The following is an 18,223-nucleotide window of genomic DNA, read 5'->3' as shown; positions in this document are numbered from 1 at the left end:
ATCAGAGATAGGTGATGTTGAGGGTGTATTGGCTACTGAAATTGCCGGTCGGCGATACGCTGGTACTCAGGCGCGGCCGAAAGCCCACGCCGATTGTATTGGCGCCAGTTTTCAGGTTTAACGAACGCGGGCTGTTAAAGGTTACGGCGGTATCGTTATCGGCCCAGGTAGCAGCCATCCACAGCCCGGCCAGCGTGGTGGCCGAAACGCCTGTGCTACCGCTGATGGCGGCTTGGGTCGGCACCAGAGTGGCAGACACTTGCGTGCCTTTGGTGCAGTTCATCGTGACATTGGCCACTTGCTGGCTGGTGGCGAAATCGCTGCTGTTGAGCGTGCCAAAAGACAGGTTCATGGTTTTAGCAGAGCCCAGTGAACAGGCGGGTTGAGACACTGTGTATCGCAGAACAATGGTTTGAAGAGTGTCCGAGTAGAGCTCCCACCCCCCAATTGACGTATCGAAAAGAGTCAGACTCACCATATATGAGCCCGGTGCCGAAGGTGCACTTGCGTTAAATAGCACTTCATAGGAAAAAGTGGTGCCTACCGGCAAGGGCACACAACTGCTAGGCACACAGGCCGTACCGGTCGTGCCCATCCCGCCAGTTGTGAGAAATTCACGGCTGCCGATATGAAATGCGATGAAATCGTTACTTTTACCTGAAGCGTTGTTCTGAGTGAAAGAAAGATTCGAGCCCACCGGGAACCTACGCGTCACTCTGCAGTTTGCCGTCATGCTTACTTGAATGTCTGCGGATGGCGCCAAGGTTCCCAAATCGATTGTTCCTGTGTTACCTGTAGCCGTGCAGGTCATATTGTTTTCGTAAAAAGCAAACGCCTGCTGGCTGGCCAGACTGAACAGCAAGCCGAGTGCTAGCACCACCAGGGTTGGCCACTTCATACGACGGGGTTTAGCGGTGGAATCATGCATCGGGAGTCCCCTTTGTGTCTGTCGGCGTGGCCAGTTGGGCATTGCAACGCAGTTGCACTTGCCCAATGCCCGCGTCAGCCAGGTTGTAGGTGTTCAGGTCCAGGTCTTGGGTGCACCACGGCTGGCCGCTGACGTTAATCTGCACTCGCGCCTTTTCAGGTACGCCGGTCATAAATACCCGGCCTTTATCCGCGACCATGGCGCTGCTCAATAGCGTGCCATCGAGGTCGAACAGTTGGGCTTCAGCAGCGAAGGGCGCCGGTTTGCCGTTGCTGGAGGTAATGCTGAGCAACAGGCGGCGACCGTTGTGGGTTTCAAAATTAGCCATCACAAAAGCGCCTCGATTAGGGATGACCTCCTGCACTAAGTTCGCGATATCAGTGTTGTCCGAGAGCGAGTCAGTGTTGAGTGACACCTTGTTTTTGCGGTACGGCTGGGCTGAGGGAATAATCGTGTAGCCACTGCTGTTGGTCTTGATCCCGCTTTTGGTCAACACACCGACATTGGCGGCCCCCGGCGTGGCCACGATGATGTTGGTTTCGCCCAATGGCTGGGTGAACATCAGGGTTTCGCGGGTGGCAACGACGCCCCCTTCCACGCCGTAGTCCATCTGACGGATGTTTTGATCTCTGTAGTAAGAGCCGTGCCATATGGCATTGGCGTCGTTGTAACGGGCCGCGATCGAACTGCCCAGCACGCGATCTTCATCGCTGATCTGTTGGTTGATACCCAAGGTGTAAGACAGTGCGTCGTTCTGAAATTGATTGCCGCTGAATGTCGCGTTACGCGACGCATTACCGGCCGTGTCCTGGTTGGTACTCAGGCCGAAACGGCTGCTGCTGCCGGGGTTACCCAGCGGTAGACTGACGCTCAGTGACACGCTGCGGATGTCATCGCCGGTACCGCTGTTCTGGGCCAGGCCTACGTTGTACGAAGCATTGCCGACACTGAAGCTGTAGCCCACTTGAATGGACGTATTGCTTTGGGCCCGGTTCCAATAATCGGTTTTGGTCACGTTGGCGTACATGCCGCCATAGTTGCCCAGTTGTTGCGATACGTTGGCGGTAAAGCTGCTTTTCATATGGCCGCCCAAATAGGGTAAAAAAGCAGCGTTCTTACTGAGCGTTTCATCTGTATACGGCACCAGCGTATTGTTGGCGCGTGCGCTGATGGCCTCGTTAAAGCTGTAATAGCCGCTGGTGGAGTAGCGATAGCCCACCAGGCTGAAGCTGGTATCGGTCAAGTCGATGGACTTGGAGTAGCGAAAACGGTATGACTGCCCTGACAGGGTCTTGGAGTCCGTGCCTATGTCATAACTGATGGCATGGGTCACATCCAGCGAAATAGCGCCGAAGCCAGCAAAGTCATGGGCAAAGCCCACCAGCGCCGATTTGTATTGCTCGCTGACGATCGAGCCACCAAACAGCGTGGTGCCTTCTGTCAGCCCGCGACGGTAGGTACCCTGAACAAAGGTGGGTTTCTGCGAGTTCAGCGCACCGTCTGCCGGGCGGAATTGCCCCGCTGTTACCGAGTAGCTCTGTTGGCCTTCGCGCAACATAGACGGCACCGACGAGAACGACTGGATATACACCTGGCGCTCACCATTGGGGCCTTCGACCGTCACTTCGATGTCACCGTTACTGGACGTCGAGTACAGGCCCTTAAGGGCGAAAGGTCCGGACGGCACCCACTGTTCACTGATCACATAGCCGCGCTGGCGCAAGGTCACCAGCGAGCGACCGTTGGCCACACCACGGATCACCGGGGCAAAGTTGCGCGCATCATCGGGCAGCATGTCCAGGTCAGATGCAATACCCAAACCGCGATACGAGATCGTGTCAAAAAGGTCGCTGTCGGTTGAGCTCTCACCTACTGTGGCAATGGCCATCAGGTTGCCCAGGTCGTGTTGCGCATAGGTGTCGACGGACTTCCAGCTGCCTTCGACGTTGGTGCTTTTTTGCCAGGTCGAAAAGTTGCGAAAGCGCCATGCACCGCTATTAATACCGCTGTGTACACTGCCGAACTGGGATTTGCGGTTGCCGGTCTGGGTTTCGTAGTTACTGCCGGAAAAGCTGTAATTGGCAAACGCAACTTGCTCGCCGTTGCTCCAGTTTTTGCGGCGAGTCTCGAACGGCACATCACCGATAAAAGCCTGAGGAACTTGCAGATTCAGGCTTTGTTTATTGAAGTCGTAGTCGTAAGTGACGCCGGTCAATTCACGGTTGAAGTACACACACTTGTCAGGGCTGATCTCTGCGTCCTTCAGGCGTGCGGGGTCAATGCCGAGCTCCGTCAGGGCTTGAAGGCTAAAGCACGGGAACAGGCCGTTAGGTGTAGATACCTGGCTCGGGGTCTCGCGAATAAAGCTCATGTCGCGTTGTTCAACCAGCCGGTCATCCACTGACAGGTCAACCCGGTAAATTCCGGGCAATTGCCCCTTGCTCATGGCTTTAACTTGCTCAGCCACTTCGGACGACGTGTTACCGCCACCAACTTCGAGAAAGGAAGGGTCGAAGCTGAATTCAGCATGCGCTGCAGTTGCGGTGAAGCCAAGAACACTAAAGCTTAACGTGCTTAAGTTTTTTACTCGGCGCGCGAAGGCGCACATGCGCACTCGCAGCATAAGGGAATCCTTCTGTTCAAATGTTCATTCACGAATTAATGCGGGGTAACAGGTGCCGCTTTGACGGTGCTGCCGTATTCATTGATGTAGCTGAGTTCCAGCGTGTCGCTGTTTTTCAGCGCGATCGCCGTGGAGACGGTGCTGTCGGGCTTGATCACCTCGGGCATGCCCTTGCTGGCCGTGTTGTTAATCAGCAAGTCACTGACGACTACGTTGTAACCCGACGAGTTTTGCACCGTCAGTTTTCCACCTTCAGCACGCCATTGAAGTTTTTCAACAGCCTCAGGCAGAGAACCCTGCAAGCCGGCAGGGCGGTAGAACAGTTTGATGGTAGTCTTAAGGGCAATCTGCAGTACGTTCTGGCTGCTTTGCTCGGCACTTTTGGCCGGGATCGCTTTGACATTCAGTAAAAACAGGCTTTCTTTATCCGTGGGTAGGTTTTGCGCATTGGTAGCAATGATTCGCAGGATGTTCTGAGCTTTAGCGTCCAAACGAAACAGAGGTGGCGTGATGATGAACTCATCTGCACTGTCAGCCTTATTGTCATAAGGGCTGACCCACGATTGCACCAGATAAGGAACGCCATCTTCGCCCGAGTTTGAGAGTGATAGGTTGGCTTCCTTTTCCTTGCTTTGGTAGATGACGCGTGTGGAGCCGACATTGACGCCTGCCTGAACGTGGGGTAGCCAAAAGCCTGCTGCCAACGCCAAAAAGGCTGCAACTTTGAAAGGCATCTAGAGGTCCTCTTGTTAACGCCAGAGCCCGTGATTAATCACGAGCCCTTGCGTTAATAAACATGAGTTACTTGTAAGTAACGTCGAAGGTAGCCAGCGCGTTAACCTGACCGGTACCGATACCACGGGTACCTGGGGCACCCTCGGTGTCTGGGGTATCAGCCACAAGGCGTACGTAGGATGCGGTGAAGTCAAACGTGTTGGACTGTGGGCGCAGCACGTAATCGGTGCTGGCGGTGTTCAAAGGCAGTTTGTCGCCGGTACGGGCGTCAGCGATCTGAATACCCACGCCAGAAACCTGATTAGAACCGACCATCCCCAGTACGGTGGGGTCCGATGCCGCTTGTTGACCGCTGAACTTGATGGAAACGTTCTTCAGGGTCGAACCGCTGCAGTTTTCCAGCGAGATCGAGAACGGCGTAGCACCCGAGGTCGCGACAGCGCCTACAATGTTAGGGAAGTCAGCAATACGGACCTGCCCCATATCAACCGACTTTTTTACGCTTTCGCTGTTGATGGTGCATGCGTTATCGTTGATGCTGCCAGTGAATTCAACTTGACCATCAGCTGCGTGTACAGTGGCAGCTGCCATTGCGACCAGTAGCGTGGATCCGCACAGCGCAGTGTATTTTCCGATTGCTTGAAACATGAGAGATACCCTCTGCAAGAAATTATGTGTGATATCCATTTTTGATCGTCCCCCCTGTTCACGGCTCGCCGTCGCAGGTGTTGCATAGGATGCAATTTTCCGGGCTTGAGCCCCATCAGACGATTCCTGTTTTCGTAAGCACTATATTTTTGGGCCGCAATGCCCCTGATAGGATCTCTCATGAAACAAGCAAAAGTACGCCTCGGTGCCTTGGCACTGAGTTCACTCAGACTCAATAAATTGCTGCTCCTGCTGACCGGGCTGGCCCTGCTGTTGGTGAGCATGAGTTATTGGGCGGTTAACCGGGTGTTGAAGGAGGAGGGTCAGAAGACCGATTTTCACTTTGCGCGGCTGATGGAAAGCATTCATGAACATGAAGCCTTTTTACGCACGGCAGCCGAAAGCTATGGTCAAGATAACGAGAACCTGTTGGAAGACAGCGTGCCGCGCCCACACATCGAGTTGATGCGTCAGGCCGATGAGCGTTTGTTCCAGAGCCGCGATACCGCCAAATCACTGCCCTTTACCGTCAGCCAGCGGGACAAGTTCACGCCTGAGCAAATGGCCGGGGTGTACTCGTTTGGTGTGCAGTTGACCGACCTGTTTGCCGCCTATTGGTCCGAATCCCATTACACGGCGCCCCAAGTGTTTGTCTTTTCACCCGCCGACCTGTTCACCATTGCCGTGCCCGGTATTGATGGGGCCCGGCAGTTCCCGCTGCTGCAAAAAATCAACTTCTTTGAGGTGACCAAACGCCTGTATGACCAGCTTGTCACCTTGGGTCCCAAACTCGATGACAACCAGGTGTTATGGGTACGTGCCCCGGCCGGCCTTATCCAGAAACGCAAATACATCGTTGGCGCTATTGGCGTTGGTTTGTCTCATCGCTTTTTGCCCGGGCCAGCAGACGATGACTCCGTGATCCTCACCGCTTTGCTGGATGTTAGTGATACCAGTGACCTTGAGCAGTTGTTGATGCGCCCGAGCAATAGTCAGCTGACGCTGATTTCGCCCGCTGGCGAGGTACTGCTGGGCGATGATCTGGATGCGTATGACTTGCCGTTTGGCATGAGTTTTCAGTCTGACGGTTTGCACTTTAAGTTGAGTTCGGGGGGCTCAGATCCTTGGGTCGGTCTGTACACCATCAGTTACCAGAACTTTTTCGGTTACGCCAAGTGGCCCTTGTTGGGAACTGTGGTGCTGATCTTGCTGTTTGCGTTGATTGCCTGGCGCCTCAACCGCTGGTATCGCCTGGAAATCATCGAACCCGCAAACAGCGCCAATCAATCGCTGGCTGAAAGCGAAGAGTTCAATCGGGTCATGCTCGACAATGCGCCCGTAGGCTTGTGTGTGGTGCAGCGTGGCTCGGACATCGTATTGCTAGAGAATCAACGCGCCCAGCAATGGCAGGGCACGCCTGAATTAATCGCGCTCTTGAAGCGCGACTATACCAAGCGTGAACCGGGCGAGGTCCAGCTTGAGGTTGCCGGCCGCCACCTTTTGGTGTGTTTTGCGCTCACCCGTTACAAGGGCAAAGATGTGGTGCTGTGTGGTTTCAACGACATCACCCGGCATGTCGACGATGCCAACATGATGGAGCAGGCGCGCCGCTCCGCCGATGAGGCCAGCAAGGCTAAAACCCTGTTTCTGGCCACCATGAGCCATGAGATCCGCACGCCTCTGTATGGTGTGTTGGGCAATCTTGAATTGCTAGAAATGACCCCGCTCAATGCACGTCAGCAGGAATACCTGCGCACCATTCAGCGTTCGTCGACGGTGTTGTTTCAACTCATTAGCGATGTGCTGGACGTGTCCAAGATCGAGTCTGGGCAAATGGCGGTCGAGCCGAAACCCTTTAGCCCACTGGATTTGTTTGAAGATGCGGTGCGCAGTTATACCGCTTCGGCAAACAACAAAGGCCTGACAGTTTTCGCCTGCGCTGACGCCTCCTTGCCGCCTCTGGTGTGCGGTGATGCGGTGCGAATCCGCCAAATCATCAATAACTTGCTGAGCAATGCCATCAAGTTCACGGATTTTGGGCGTGTTGTCCTGCGGCTGAAAGTGACAGACATTGAACGCGACCATGTCTCAATGCAATGGCAAGTCTCGGACACCGGTATGGGCATCAGCGAGCAGGAACTGCCGAAACTGTTCAAGCCTTTTTCTCACGTTGGGAGGAGCGAGCTGGTGGGTGGCGCGGGGCTGGGGCTGTCGATCTGCGCTCGGCTCAGTGAAATGATGGGCGCCCACTTGCGAGTAGTCAGTGAGCCTGGCTTGGGCAGCAGTTTTTCATTGCATATACGCTTGCCCATCGTGGCAGGTGCACTGGCCAACAGTACCGACATTAATCTGCAAGGCGTGAGTGTTTATGTGCGTGCGCCGCTTATGGACATTGCACAGAGCCTTACTAAATGGCTTGGTGGTTGGGGCGCGCGAGCCTTGGTCTGGTCGGAGGCAGGCACTGAAGACAGTCATGCTGTGTTGCTCGATGTTGAGCCTGATCCATTGACTGCGCAAGTTTGGCAGGGCGCCCGAGTGATCGCCACGGGAACCGCGCCGAGCCTACCGCAAAAGACAGTGCGCGGTTGGGAGGTCAATGCCTATGACATCCGCGCGATTGCCAGAACGTTGATGCAGGGGACGCGAGGCTCTACCTGCGAACTGCCGGCCTACATAGCCGAGCCTGCCTCAGAAGTGGACTTGAGCGTGTTGATTGCAGAGGACAACCCCGTCAACCGCGAGATCCTCAAGGAACAGCTTGAGGCCTTGGGCGTACGGGTGACGTTAGCTCAAGATGGCGAACAAGCCCTGTTGCGCTGGAAAGAGGCGTCATTCGATCTGGTGATCACCGACGTCAACATGCCCAAGCTCGACGGATATCAACTCACCCAGCGCTTGCGTCAGTTGGACCCGGACGTACCGATTATTGGAGTGACAGCCAATGCCCTGCGCGAGGAGGGCGAACATTGCATCAAGGTCGGGATGAACGCCTGGCTGGTCAAACCCTTGAACCTTGAGACCTTACGCCAGACCTTGGCAGCCTATTCTCGGCAACCCGCAGCAGTGGCTCCGCAGGCACTGCAAGAACAGGCGCCCGATGAACAAGCGGCTGACCTTGAAGGCTGGATAACGCTTTCGCCAGCCATGCATCGTTTGTTTGTGACAACCATGCAGGAAGACCTAGAACAGGCTGAGCAGGCTTTACAAGCGTCTAACACCGCAAAGTTGGTCAGTTACCTGCACCGAATCAACGGCTCGCTAGCCACAGTAGGGGCTCAAGATCTGGCTGCGTCATGCCGCGTGTGTGAAATAACCCTGTTGCATGAGCCTTTGAATCAAGAGTCGGCCAGTGCAGTTGAGGCATTTTTGAAGCGATTGCATCGGGTTGTGTTCAAAATGATTGAGGGCGCGTTGTACCCGACTCGATAGGCATAGTCTCTTACCAACCATGACCCGCCTGCTTGTACTCAGGCGCGTGCTGCTTTAATGCGTCGTCAAACCATCCAGCGATTTATCCACATACGCCTTGGCTAGCTCCACCAAGTGCATGCAGGACAACACCAAATTGCGCGAATGCCCGCTCAAGCCATTCCCCGCCTCACTCGCCGAAGCGCCCTCGCAGCGCAACAAGTCTGTAATCGCTCCATAAACCCCACATTCAAAGCGCTTACCTGATCCCCGATGCTGTGCTCCCGATTTCTTTTTGGAGCCTGCCGACGATGATGCGCCCCGACGCCAAAGTCGAAAAAGTCTATCTCTACCCCAAGCCCGTCGACTTCCGAAAATCCATTGATGGCCTCGCAGCCTTGGTTGAACTTGATATCAAGGTGGCCGTGTTCGACCCGGTTCTTTTCGTGTTCCTCAACAAGCCGCGCAATCGCGTGAAGATCCTCTATTGGGAGCGCAACGGCTTCTGCCTTTGGCTGAAGCGCCTCGAAGCCGAACGTTTCAAAACTTCCCCCGACGCGACCGACGAAGCCATCGTCCTGACCGTCCAGGAACTCAACTGGTTACTCGACGGCTTCGACCTCTGGCGCAACCGTCCACATCAGGTTCTGACACCCCGCTTCGTCGCCTGACCCGGTATAATCCGGGCCGTGATTCCAGCGCCCGATGACCTTCCTGATGACCCTGCCGTGCTCAAGCAACTGCTTGCGCAGTTGCTGGCTGAGCGCACGGTCGACAAGGACCACATCGTCGACCTGAAAGAACAGATCAAGCTGTTGCGTGATCGGCTGTTCAACCGCAAATCCGAGCAGACGGTCGATCCCAATACACCGCAACTGGCAATGTTCAACGAGCCGGAAAGCGAGCCGTTGTTGGCGGTGGTTGACGATGCCGACGAAGAAGTCGTTACACCTGCCAAACGTCGCGGCAAGCGCAAACCGTTGTCGGCTGACCTGCCACGTGTCGAAGTCATCCACGACTTGCCCGAGCACGAACTGACTTGCGCCTGCGGTTGCCGCAAGCATGTCATCGGCGAGGAAACCAGCGAGCAGCTCGATATCGTGCCGATGCAGATCCGTGTGCTCAAGCATGTGCGCAAGGTCTACGGTTGCCGTGGTTGTGAAGCGGCGCCGGTCACCGCCGACAAGCCGGCCCAGTTGATCGAAAAGAGCATGGCCAGCCCCAGCGTGCTGGCCATGCTGTTGACCACCAAGTATGTCGACGGCCTGCCGCTACACCGTTTTGAAAGCGTGCTGTCCCGGCACGACATCGAAATCCCTCGACAAACCCTGGCCCGCTGGGTGATCCAGTGCAGCGAACACTTCCAGCCGTTGTTGAACCTGATGCGTGAGCGGTTGTTGGAAAGCCCATTGATTCACTGCGATGAAACGCGGGTGCAGGTACTCAAGGAGCCGGATCGCGACCCGACCAGCCAGTCCTGGATGTGGGTGCAGGCCAGTGGGCCACCTGATCGACAAGTCGTGTTGTTCGACTACACCACCAGCCGTACGCAGGAGGTGCCACTGCGCCTGCTGGAGGGCTATCGTGGTTATCTCATGACCGATGATTACGCCGGTTACAACGCGTTGGCGTTGCAGCCCGGCGTTGAACGGTTGGCGTGCATGGCGCATGCCCGGCGTAAGTTCGTCGAAGCGCAGAAAGTGCAGCCCAAAGGCAAGACCGGTCGGGCCGATGTGGCGCTATCGATGATCAACAAGCTGTATGGCATCGAGCGTGAACTCAAGGATGTCAGCGATGACCAGCGGTTCATCGGTCGGCAGGAAAGAAGCTTACCGATCCTCGGCCAGTTGAAAAGCTGGCTGGACAAGACGCAGTCACAAGTCACACCGCAAAGCGTGCTGGGCAAGGCCGTGCACTATCTGGCGAACAACTGGAGCTGGTTGGAGCGCTACATCGAGGCCGGCCATTTACCGATCGACAACAACCTGGCGGAGCGTGCGATCAAGCCATTTGTCATCGGGCGCAAGGCGTGGCTGTTCAGCGACACGCCCAAGGGCGCGACTGCCAGTGCGCAGATCTACAGCTTGGTCGAGACCGCGAAGGCCAACGGCCAGGAGCCCTATACGTGGCTGCGCCACGTACTGGAGCGGTTGCCGTATGCCTCGTCGTTAGAGGACTACGAAGCGCTGCTGCCGTGGAACTGCTCGCCGGAAATGCCACGGTAAATCAAAGCTTCATCTAGCGGTAGGTGGGGTTCATGGAGCGCTTAGTACGCCAGCAAAGCTGGCAGTTGATAAAGGGTGAAAGTCCCTACGAGAGAAGTTATGGCGAAACACCTCGACCCCGAGTCATGCGCTGTGCCCCGTGAGGTGTACGGTGAAGTGTTGGCAGGGGAAACCAGCAGGCCAGCCATTGAGCCGCGAAAACATGAGTCCGGGGCGCCGACGCTATTATGCGAAGCGGAAGGCCACAGTGGACATGACGATAATCGCAAGTCATGCATCATGCCCTGCGCGGTCGTAGACCCTGAGCATGCTGGGAAGTCAACTGCACGGAAGCTGGGAGATCTCATTCGTGTCTGGTCGTGACAAGCCAGACGGGGCAGGAAAGGCCACACGCCAAAAGTCTGCCGTCCACGCGGATGAGAAGTCGGATAGCTCCGTAGTACCTGAGAAGTTGCCGAACAATGGGCTTGCCCCGGCGGAGGTGATGGAGGAAAGGGAGTTAGCCAAGGGGAACAGTGAACAGCCTTCCGCATCCCGGACGCAGAGCCGGACAAGTGCGTTGTCAGGGTTGCTCGCTGTACGTCAAGCAGCCCGGCTTGATCGCCGGGTCAAGTTCACGAGTCTGCTGCACCACGTAACGGTCGAGCTATTGCGCGAGAGTTTCCATAATCTCAAGCGAGACGCGGCTTGTGGTGTGGATGGAATATCGTGGCGAGAGTATGAGCAAGATCTTCAGGAGAAGCTGAAAGCCTTGCATGACAAAGTGCACAGTGGCTGCTATCGAGCCAAACCTGTTCGGCGGGTATTTATCCCAAAGGCAGATGGCAGCGAGCGTCCGCTGGGTGTAACGGCTTTGGAGGACAAGATCGTCCAAGCCGCAGTCGTGCAAGTGCTCAACGCTATCTATGAGCTGAACTTCCTTGGACTCTCGTATGGGTTTCGCCCTGGTCGAGGGCAACACGATGCATTGGATGCTTTATCGGTAGGAGTGCAGACTGCTCGAATCCGGTGGATATTGGACGTGGATATTCGTGCGTTCTTTGACACCATCGATCACGAGTGGATGATGTGCTTCCTGCAACACCGAATTGCGGATAGACGAGTGTTAGCACTGATAGCACGATGGCTGCGCACAGGTGTTCTCGAAAACGGAAAGCGAATTCCTGCAAAGCAGGGCACACCACAAGGTGCGCCCATTTCACCGTTGCTGGCCAATATCTACCTGCACTACGTGATGGACTTATGGGTCAGGCAATGGCGTGGGCGTACCGCTAAGGGTGAGATGATTGCCGTGCGGTATGCAGACGACAGTGTGATTGGTTTTGAAAAGCGTGAAGATGCATGGAGTTTTCGCCATGCATTGGAGTTTCGACTCGCTCAATTCAACCTGACGCTACATCCAGAGAAAACTCGTTTACTGCGGTTTGGCTGGTTCGCGGTGGAAGATCGCCAGAAGCGTGGGGAAGGAAAACCAGAAACATTCGACTTCCTCGGGTTCACGCATTTCTGTAGTCAAGCCAAGAATGGGATGTTCGAGGTCGGACGGGTGACCATCGCCAAGCGTATGAGAGCAACACTCCAAGAGATACGCGGACAACTGTACAAGCGTAGGCACGAACCGGTTGCTGTGATCGGAAAGTGGCTGAATCGCCTGTTCACAGGTTACTGCAATTACTACCACGTACCTGGTAACACGAAGCGGCTTGATGCGTTTCGCCGTGAAGTTATCGGTGCATGGAGGCATGCCCTCAAACGACGGAGTCAGAGACACCGCCTGAACTGGGAACGCATGATTGTACTGGCAAGGTTGTTCATTCCCTATCCACGAGAACTACCCATGCATCCTTATCCCATGACCCGTTTCGGCGTCAAAACCCAAGGCAGGAGCCGTATGCGGTAATTCTGCACGTACGGATCTGTGCGGGGGGTGGCAGGTGACTGCCATTCCTACCGCGACCATTCGAGCAAACGGCGTAGCGTTTCAAGCTCGTGCATGGAGGCCATGATCAACACGGAGGCGGGCGACCTGGGCTGCATCAGCATCGCTTGCTGTGCCACGGCTTCCGCGCACAGCGCGTAGTCAGTAGCCAGCATGATGGTGTCTTCCAGAGTGTGGGGAAGGTGGGGTGGGTCGGGGACTATCTTCAACATGATTGCTTCCATTTCAGGGCCGCCACCCTCTGCTGTCAAACAGCGGGTGGCAGCTGTACGCGGGTTGACAGACCGGCGGAAACAACAAGCTCCGGCGCACGCAAGCGTGCCCGCACGTACAGCCGCCATAACGACGAGCCGTTTTGTTGTTTACCGTAGCGGCCTGTCAAAGCCGGTCGTTGATGAGCAACGACCCACCGAGCCTAAAACCCTGAAATAGCGACCGCAACGGAAAACAGGCGCAGGGAGTATCTTTGGGAAACGTCCTACGCGGAAGGGATTAAATCTGATCTTCTGGCCCCAGGCCAGCCAATCACAGGCACAAAAAAAGACGCCCGGGGGCGTCTTCTTTTTTGGAATTTGGTGGAGCCGGGGGGATTTGAACCCCCGTCCGCCAGTACTCCGCTGTCGGTACTACATGCTTAGCCGTGTCTACTGATTTAATCCGCAGCCGCCCGACGGGCAGGGTGCTTTGGATGAGTTGTGTAAGTTTTAGTCACTTCGCCCACAACGTGCTACGCGACGATCCTGTTCTGTATGACAATCAGTTCGGGTTTACAGGCATCCCCTAGTGATTGCTGGAGCCGAAGCTACCAGAAGCAACGGGTCAAGAGGACTGCTTACGCAGCCAGCTTGTACTCCGCGCCGAAGGTTTCGTCATTGGCAACTATAAAAGTTGCAACAGTGGATTTACGAGTTCTGTTACCAACTCGGCATGCACCTAGAGTTTCGCTACCGGCGTCGAATCCTAATCGGCCCCTACACTAGCTCTTGGCTAACGCACCTTACGGCACGTGAGCCGGAGTATACGCCATTGTGCGGGCGACGTCGACAGCTGGTCCTGTCGCCCGCCCATGGCTTAGGCGCCGCCGCTGCCCGAACCGCTGCCTTTCTCGGTTTTTTCCAGGCGCTCCAGCACTTTGCTGGTGATGGCGATGCATTCTTTGGTGTCGCCCGAGGCCTGGGCAGCCTTGGCTTTGTCGACGTGCTCGGTCACGGCTTTGTCCAGGCCCTCGGAGGTGGCGCCGGCGGTGGCCATGCTGTCGTCGATTTTTTGCAGGTTGATGGCGCACAGGTCGTCAGCAGCGAACACCGGCGAAGCCAGCAGGGTAGCGGCCGCGAACAGGGCCGAAAGCGCGGTACCTTTCATGGGAGTCTCCTCTGGGGCCTCGGGAAGGTGGGCCTAAAGGATGGACCTTGGCAGTTTTGCAAGGGTTCAATCTTGTTCGTGCCGCGGGGGCGGGGTTGTTTGCGAGAGGGTGGGCTTGCCCGCGAACACCGGCGTAGCCGGTGCCAGCTACCGCGCTGGATTCTTCGCGGGCACGCCCGCTCCCACACAGGGCGCGTCGCGCTTACGGATTGAGTTCTCTTCGCGACAGCGCAGCCCGTTGGGCTGCGTTATCTCCCACAATGAATCGCGCAGGCTTCAGAGGCTGCGGGGACGGGTGACGCGGTCCACCAGGTAGACCAGGCCGTGGTAGTCGATGCCGCTGTGGCTGCTCAAGCCGATCTCGCAGGTGCGGCTGGTGGAAATGCCTTCGCTGCAGTACTGCACGGCATCCTTCAGGCTGCGCAGCGAGTGGGCGTTGAGCTCGGGGGTGGTGAAGCCCTTGTCGCCTGCGAACCCGCAACAATGAATGCCTTCCGGGATCACTACCTGCTTGCTGCAGCGCCGGGCCAGGTCGATCAGGGCCTGGCTTTCGCCCAGGTGCTGGGTGCTGCAGGTCACGTGCACGGCCACCGGCTCATCCTGGGGGGTGAACTCCAGGCGTTCGAGCAGGTGGGTGCGAATGAAGCGCACGGGGTCGTACAGGTCCAGCCGGGTGTCGCCCAGGTCTTGTACCAGGCGCAGGGTGCAGGGGCTGGTGTCGCAGTAGATCGGGTCAAGGCCGCCGCGGCTGGCGTGCAGCAGGGCGTTGATCAGCTCCTGGCGCTTGTGTTCGGCCTGCTCGGGGTAACCCTGGGACGCGAACGGCTGGCCGCAGCACAGGCTGTCGGCGTTGTCGGGGAACACGACCTGGTAGCCGGCCTTTTCCAGCAGGGCGCGGGTCTTGTCCAGCAGTGAGCTTTGCTCGCGGTCGGCATAGGCCGGGCCCATTACCCTGGACACGCAAGCCGCCAGGTACACCACCCGTGGGCGGGCGTCGTTGCTGGCCTGGCCGAAGGCGACCGGGCGCAGCGGTTGGGGCATGGCGGGCGTCCACTGCGGCAGGCGGCCGTTGCTGGCTTTGCGCAGGGTGGCACTCAGGCGGCCCAGGCGTGGGGCGCCGAGCAGCTTGCGCGCGCTGTTGGCTGCGGTCAGGGTCAGGCGGGCGCCGCCCAGTGCGGTGGGGAAGTGCTCGGCCAGCCAGTTGGCGGTGTTGCCGTGGTCGGCAGCCTGGCTGCGCAGTTTTTTCACCAGCTCGCCGGTATTGATGCCCACCGGGCAGCGCTGGGCGCACAGGCCGGTGGCAGCGCAGGTGTCGATGCCTTGGTACTGGTAGGTGCGCCTCAGCTCGCGGGTGTCGACGCCGGCGCGTTGCTTGGCCTGGATGTCCCGCCACATCACGATACGCTGGCGTGGGCTGAGGGTCAGGCCCTTGGACGGGCACACGGGTTCGCAGAAGCCGCACTCGATGCACTTGTCGACGATTTCGTCGGCGGCGGGCAGTGGCTTGAGGTTTTTCAGGTGGATGGCCGGGTCGTCACTCAGCACCACATCGGGGTTGAGGATGCCGTTGGGGTCGAGCAGGCGCTTGAGCTGCCACATCAGTTGGTAGGCGTCGTGGCCCCACTCCAGCGCCACGAACGGTGCCATGTTGCGCCCGGTGCCGTGCTCGGCCTTCAGCGAACCGCCAAACTCCACGGCCACCAGCTGCGCCACGTCGTCCATGAATGCCTGGTAACGGGCAACCTCTTCGGCGCTGTTGAACCCTTGGGTGAACACGAAGTGCAGGTTGCCTTCCAGGGCGTGGCCGAAAATGATCGCTTCGTCATAGCGGTGCTTGTCGAACAGCTGGATCAGGCGGTTCACGCCTTCGGCCAATTGCTCGACCGGGAAGGTCACGTCTTCGATGATGACGGTGGTGCCGGTCTGGCGCACGGCGCCGACGGCGGGGAAGGTGTCTTTGCGGATTTTCCACAGCTGGTTGTACACCGCCGGGTCTTCGCTGAAGTCCACGCGCTGCTCCAGCGGGAAGTCGGCGATCGAGGCCATTACCTGCTGCAGTTGCTCGTGCAGCAAGCTCTGGCTGGCCGCGCGTGACTCGATCAGCAGGGCGCAGGCGTTGGCCGACAGGCCTTTTACCCACAGCGGCATGCCGGCCATGTCCTGCACCGAGCGCAGGCTGCGGCGGTCGAGCAGTTCCACGGCCGACACCGGCTGGCGCTTGAGTACCGGCACCGCGCGGCAGCAGCTTTCCACGCTGGGGAACACCAGCAGGGCGCTGGCCTTGTGCGGGTGGTCGGGCACGGTGTTGTAGGTAACAGCGCTGATAAAGCCCAGGGTGCCTTCGGAGCCGACCAGCAAGTGCTGCAGAATGTCCAGCGGCTGGTCGTAGTCCACCAGCGCGTTCAGCGACAGGCCGGTGGTGTTCTTCAGCCGGTACTTGTGCCGGATGCGCTCGGCCAATGCCGTGTTGGCGCGGGTTTCGCGGCCCAGGCGGGCCAGCGCTTGCAGCAGCTCGGCATGGCTGGCTTCAAAGGCCGCCACGCTGGCCGGGTCTTCGCTGTCCAGGCGGGTGCCGTCTGCCAGCACCAGGCGTAGGCCGGCCAGGGTGTGGTAGGTGTTCTGGGCGGTGCCGCAGCACATGCCGCTGGCGTTGTTGGCGACGATACCGCCGATCTTGCAGGCGTTGATCGAGGCCGGGTCGGGGCCGATCTTGCGCCCGAACGGGGCCAGCCAGGCGTTGGCCTGGGCGCCGATCACACCCGGTTGTAGGCGGATCTGTTCGCCTTCGCCGCGGATCTCGCGGCCGTTCCAGTTATCGCCCAGCACGATCAGCACCGAGTCGCTGATGGCCTGGCCAGACAGGCTGGTGCCGGCGGCGCGGAAGGTGACCGGCACCCGGTCGCGTTGGGCCAGCTTGATCAGGCCGACCACTTCGTCTTCGGACTCGACACGCACCACCAGTTTGGGGATCAGCCGGTAGAAGCTGGCGTCGGTGCCGAAGGCCAGGGTCGAGGTGGGGTCGTCGAAGCGGCGTGCGGCGGGGATCAGGCGCTCGGCATCACGCAGAAACGCGGCGGGCAGGCTCATGCAGTCTCCTCGCGGGGCTGTGGCCTCTGCGTGCCACATGCCCCGGGTCTATCAGGCGGTCGTTGGTGCAGGCGCTCAGGCGCCCAGTTCGCGTACCAGCGAGTCGCGGGTGATTTCGCTGATGGTCTTGGCGCCGGTCAGCACCATGGCTACGCGCATTTCCTTCTCGAACAGCTCCAGCAGGTTTTTCACCCCGGCCTGGCCATGCACGGCCAGCGCATAGAGGAAGGCGCGGCCAATCAGCACGGTGTCGGCACCCAGGGCGATCATGCGTACCACATCCAGGCCGCTGCGAATGCCGGAGTCGGCGAGAATCTTCAAGTCTCCTTTCACCGCATCGGCAATGGCCGGCAGGGCGCGGGCGCTGGACAGCACGCCATCGAGCTGGCGGCCACCGTGGTTGGACACGACGATGCCGTCGGCACCGAACTTGACCGCGTCGCGGGCGTCATCGGCATCCAGGATGCCTTTGATGATCATCGGGCCATCCCAGAACTCGCGGATCCACTCCAGGTCCTTCCAGGAAATGGACGGGTCGAAGTTGTTGCCCAACCAGCCGATGTAGTCGGCCAGGCCGGTGGGGTTGCCCCGGTACTTGGAGATGTTGCCCAAATCGTGCGGGCGGCCCATCACGCCCACGTCCCAGGCCCACTCGGGGTGGGTCATGGCTTGCAGCACGCGGCGCAGCGGGCCGTGCTTGCCGCTCATGCCAGAGTGGGCGTCGCGGTAGCGGGCGCCGGGCACGGGCATGTCCACGGTGAATACCAGGGTCTTGACCCCGGCCGCCTTGGCCCGCTCCAGGGCGTTGCGCATGAAGCCGCGGTCCTTGAGCACGTACAGCTGGAACCACATGGGGCGGTCGATGGCTGGCGCCACTTCTTCGATCGGGCACACCGACACCGTAGACATGGTGAACGGGATGCCATGGGCCGCCGCTGCCCGCGCCGCCTGCACTTCGCCACGGCGGGCGTACATGCCGGTGAGGCCGACCGGGGCCAGGGCCACGGGCATGCTCAGGGTTTCGCCGAACAGCGTGGTCTGCAGGCTGAGCTCGGACATGTTCTTCAGCACGCGCTGGCGCAAGGCAATGCTTGCCAGGTCGGCGACGTTGTGGCGCAGCGTGTGCTCGGCGTAGGCACCGCCGTCGGCATAGTGGAACAGGAAAGGAGGCAGCTTGCGTTGGGCCGCGGCGCGATAGTCGGTAGAGGCAGAAATGATCATGAATTCTCGCAGCGTTGCTTGGGGGGGTATGCCAGGCGCCCGATGGC

12 protein-coding genes and 1 other RNA gene are annotated in these 18,223 nt (G+C 58.5%); 4 read left to right on the top strand and 9 right to left on the bottom strand.

Annotated features, from left to right (window positions below; all coding sequences use genetic code 11):
- Position 1 precedes the first annotated feature (1 nt).
- The 4 genes from FPB55_RS22365 to FPB55_RS22350 form a co-directional block, all read right to left on the bottom strand.
- Positions 2-928 carry a fimbrial protein gene (locus tag FPB55_RS22365; RefSeq protein WP_144189303.1) on the bottom strand — a complete coding sequence of 309 codons (927 nt, stop codon included), beginning with the start codon at positions 926-928 and terminating at the stop codon, positions 2-4.
- Positions 921-3,551: a fimbria/pilus outer membrane usher protein gene (locus tag FPB55_RS22360; RefSeq protein ID WP_144189301.1), complete on the bottom strand. Its 2,631-nt coding sequence runs from the start codon at positions 3,549-3,551 to the stop codon at positions 921-923. The genes FPB55_RS22365 and FPB55_RS22360 overlap by 8 nt, the downstream gene beginning before the upstream one ends.
- 35 nt (positions 3,552-3,586) lie before the next feature.
- Positions 3,587-4,285 carry a molecular chaperone gene (locus FPB55_RS22355; protein WP_144189299.1) on the bottom strand — a complete coding sequence of 233 codons (699 nt, stop codon included), beginning with the start codon at positions 4,283-4,285 and terminating at the stop codon, positions 3,587-3,589.
- Between the two features lie 67 nt (positions 4,286-4,352).
- Positions 4,353-4,934 carry a fimbrial protein gene (locus FPB55_RS22350; RefSeq protein ID WP_144189297.1) on the bottom strand — a complete coding sequence of 194 codons (582 nt, stop codon included), beginning with the start codon at positions 4,932-4,934 and terminating at the stop codon, positions 4,353-4,355.
- Between the two features lie 180 nt (positions 4,935-5,114).
- Between FPB55_RS22350 and FPB55_RS22345 the strand changes: the two genes are divergently transcribed.
- From FPB55_RS22345 to ltrA, 4 genes are all read left to right on the top strand, one after another.
- Complete coding sequence (locus FPB55_RS22345) at positions 5,115-8,363, top strand: hybrid sensor histidine kinase/response regulator (RefSeq protein WP_144189295.1); 3,249 nt, start codon at positions 5,115-5,117, stop codon at positions 8,361-8,363.
- A gap of 290 nt (positions 8,364-8,653) precedes the next feature.
- Positions 8,654-9,013, top strand: coding sequence for an IS66 family insertion sequence element accessory protein TnpB (gene tnpB / locus FPB55_RS22335; protein ID WP_054905435.1), 360 nt, complete (start codon positions 8,654-8,656; stop codon positions 9,011-9,013).
- 18 nt (positions 9,014-9,031) lie between these two features.
- The gene (locus FPB55_RS22330; RefSeq protein ID WP_144189293.1) at positions 9,032-10,567 is read left to right on the top strand and encodes an IS66 family transposase; all 1,536 of its coding nucleotides are present in this window, start codon (positions 9,032-9,034) and stop codon (positions 10,565-10,567) included.
- A 349-nt stretch (positions 10,568-10,916) separates the two neighbouring features.
- Positions 10,917-12,467, top strand: coding sequence for a group II intron reverse transcriptase/maturase (ltrA, locus tag FPB55_RS22325; protein WP_342782874.1), 1,551 nt, complete (start codon positions 10,917-10,919; stop codon positions 12,465-12,467).
- Between the two features lie 47 nt (positions 12,468-12,514).
- Here the strand turns inward: ltrA and FPB55_RS22320 are convergent, their stop codons facing one another.
- The 5 genes from FPB55_RS22320 to lldD form a co-directional block, all read right to left on the bottom strand.
- Positions 12,515-12,718, bottom strand: a complete 204-nt coding sequence (locus FPB55_RS22320; protein WP_144189289.1) for a hypothetical protein — start codon at positions 12,716-12,718, stop codon at positions 12,515-12,517.
- A gap of 361 nt (positions 12,719-13,079) precedes the next feature.
- Positions 13,080-13,478, bottom strand: a transfer-messenger RNA (tmRNA) gene (gene ssrA / locus FPB55_RS22315).
- A gap of 99 nt (positions 13,479-13,577) precedes the next feature.
- Positions 13,578-13,868 carry a hypothetical protein gene (locus tag FPB55_RS22310; protein ID WP_009685320.1) on the bottom strand — a complete coding sequence of 97 codons (291 nt, stop codon included), beginning with the start codon at positions 13,866-13,868 and terminating at the stop codon, positions 13,578-13,580.
- A 276-nt stretch (positions 13,869-14,144) separates the two neighbouring features.
- A complete protein-coding gene (locus tag FPB55_RS22300; protein WP_144189287.1) occupies positions 14,145-16,955 on the bottom strand; it encodes an FAD-binding and (Fe-S)-binding domain-containing protein in 2,811 nt (936 codons plus the stop codon).
- 75 nt (positions 16,956-17,030) lie between these two features.
- A complete protein-coding gene (lldD, locus tag FPB55_RS22295; RefSeq protein ID WP_009685323.1) occupies positions 17,031-18,176 on the bottom strand; it encodes an FMN-dependent L-lactate dehydrogenase LldD in 1,146 nt (381 codons plus the stop codon).
- Positions 18,177-18,223: the final 47 nt, after the last annotated feature.

It is taken from the genome of Pseudomonas sp. BJP69 (genome assembly GCF_007633355.1).
Taxonomy (GTDB): Bacteria; Pseudomonadota; Gammaproteobacteria; order Pseudomonadales; family Pseudomonadaceae; genus Aquipseudomonas; species Aquipseudomonas juntendi.
The sequence above is the reverse complement of the archived record's forward strand: the minus strand, read 5'-3'. Positions and strand labels throughout refer to the sequence as shown.

What these genes read in the sequence shown, in the direction of transcription:
- FPB55_RS22365 (WP_144189303.1), bottom strand. Translation starts at nt 928, where the DNA reads ATGCATGATTCCACCGCTAAACCCCGTCGTATGAAGTGGCCAACCCTG.
- tnpB (WP_054905435.1), top strand. Translation starts at nt 8,654, where the DNA reads ATGATGCGCCCCGACGCCAAAGTCGAAAAAGTCTATCTCTACCCCAAG.
- FPB55_RS22355 (WP_144189299.1), bottom strand. Translation starts at nt 4,285, where the DNA reads ATGCCTTTCAAAGTTGCAGCCTTTTTGGCGTTGGCAGCAGGCTTTTGG.
- FPB55_RS22350 (WP_144189297.1), bottom strand. Translation starts at nt 4,934, where the DNA reads ATGTTTCAAGCAATCGGAAAATACACTGCGCTGTGCGGATCCACGCTA.
- FPB55_RS22360 (WP_144189301.1), bottom strand. Translation starts at nt 3,551, where the DNA reads ATGCTGCGAGTGCGCATGTGCGCCTTCGCGCGCCGAGTAAAAAACTTA.
- FPB55_RS22300 (WP_144189287.1), bottom strand. Translation starts at nt 16,955, where the DNA reads ATGAGCCTGCCCGCCGCGTTTCTGCGTGATGCCGAGCGCCTGATCCCC.
- lldD (WP_009685323.1), bottom strand. Translation starts at nt 18,176, where the DNA reads ATGATCATTTCTGCCTCTACCGACTATCGCGCCGCGGCCCAACGCAAG.
- FPB55_RS22320 (WP_144189289.1), bottom strand. Translation starts at nt 12,718, where the DNA reads ATGTTGAAGATAGTCCCCGACCCACCCCACCTTCCCCACACTCTGGAA.
- FPB55_RS22310 (WP_009685320.1), bottom strand. Translation starts at nt 13,868, where the DNA reads ATGAAAGGTACCGCGCTTTCGGCCCTGTTCGCGGCCGCTACCCTGCTG.
- FPB55_RS22345 (WP_144189295.1), top strand. Translation starts at nt 5,115, where the DNA reads ATGAAACAAGCAAAAGTACGCCTCGGTGCCTTGGCACTGAGTTCACTC.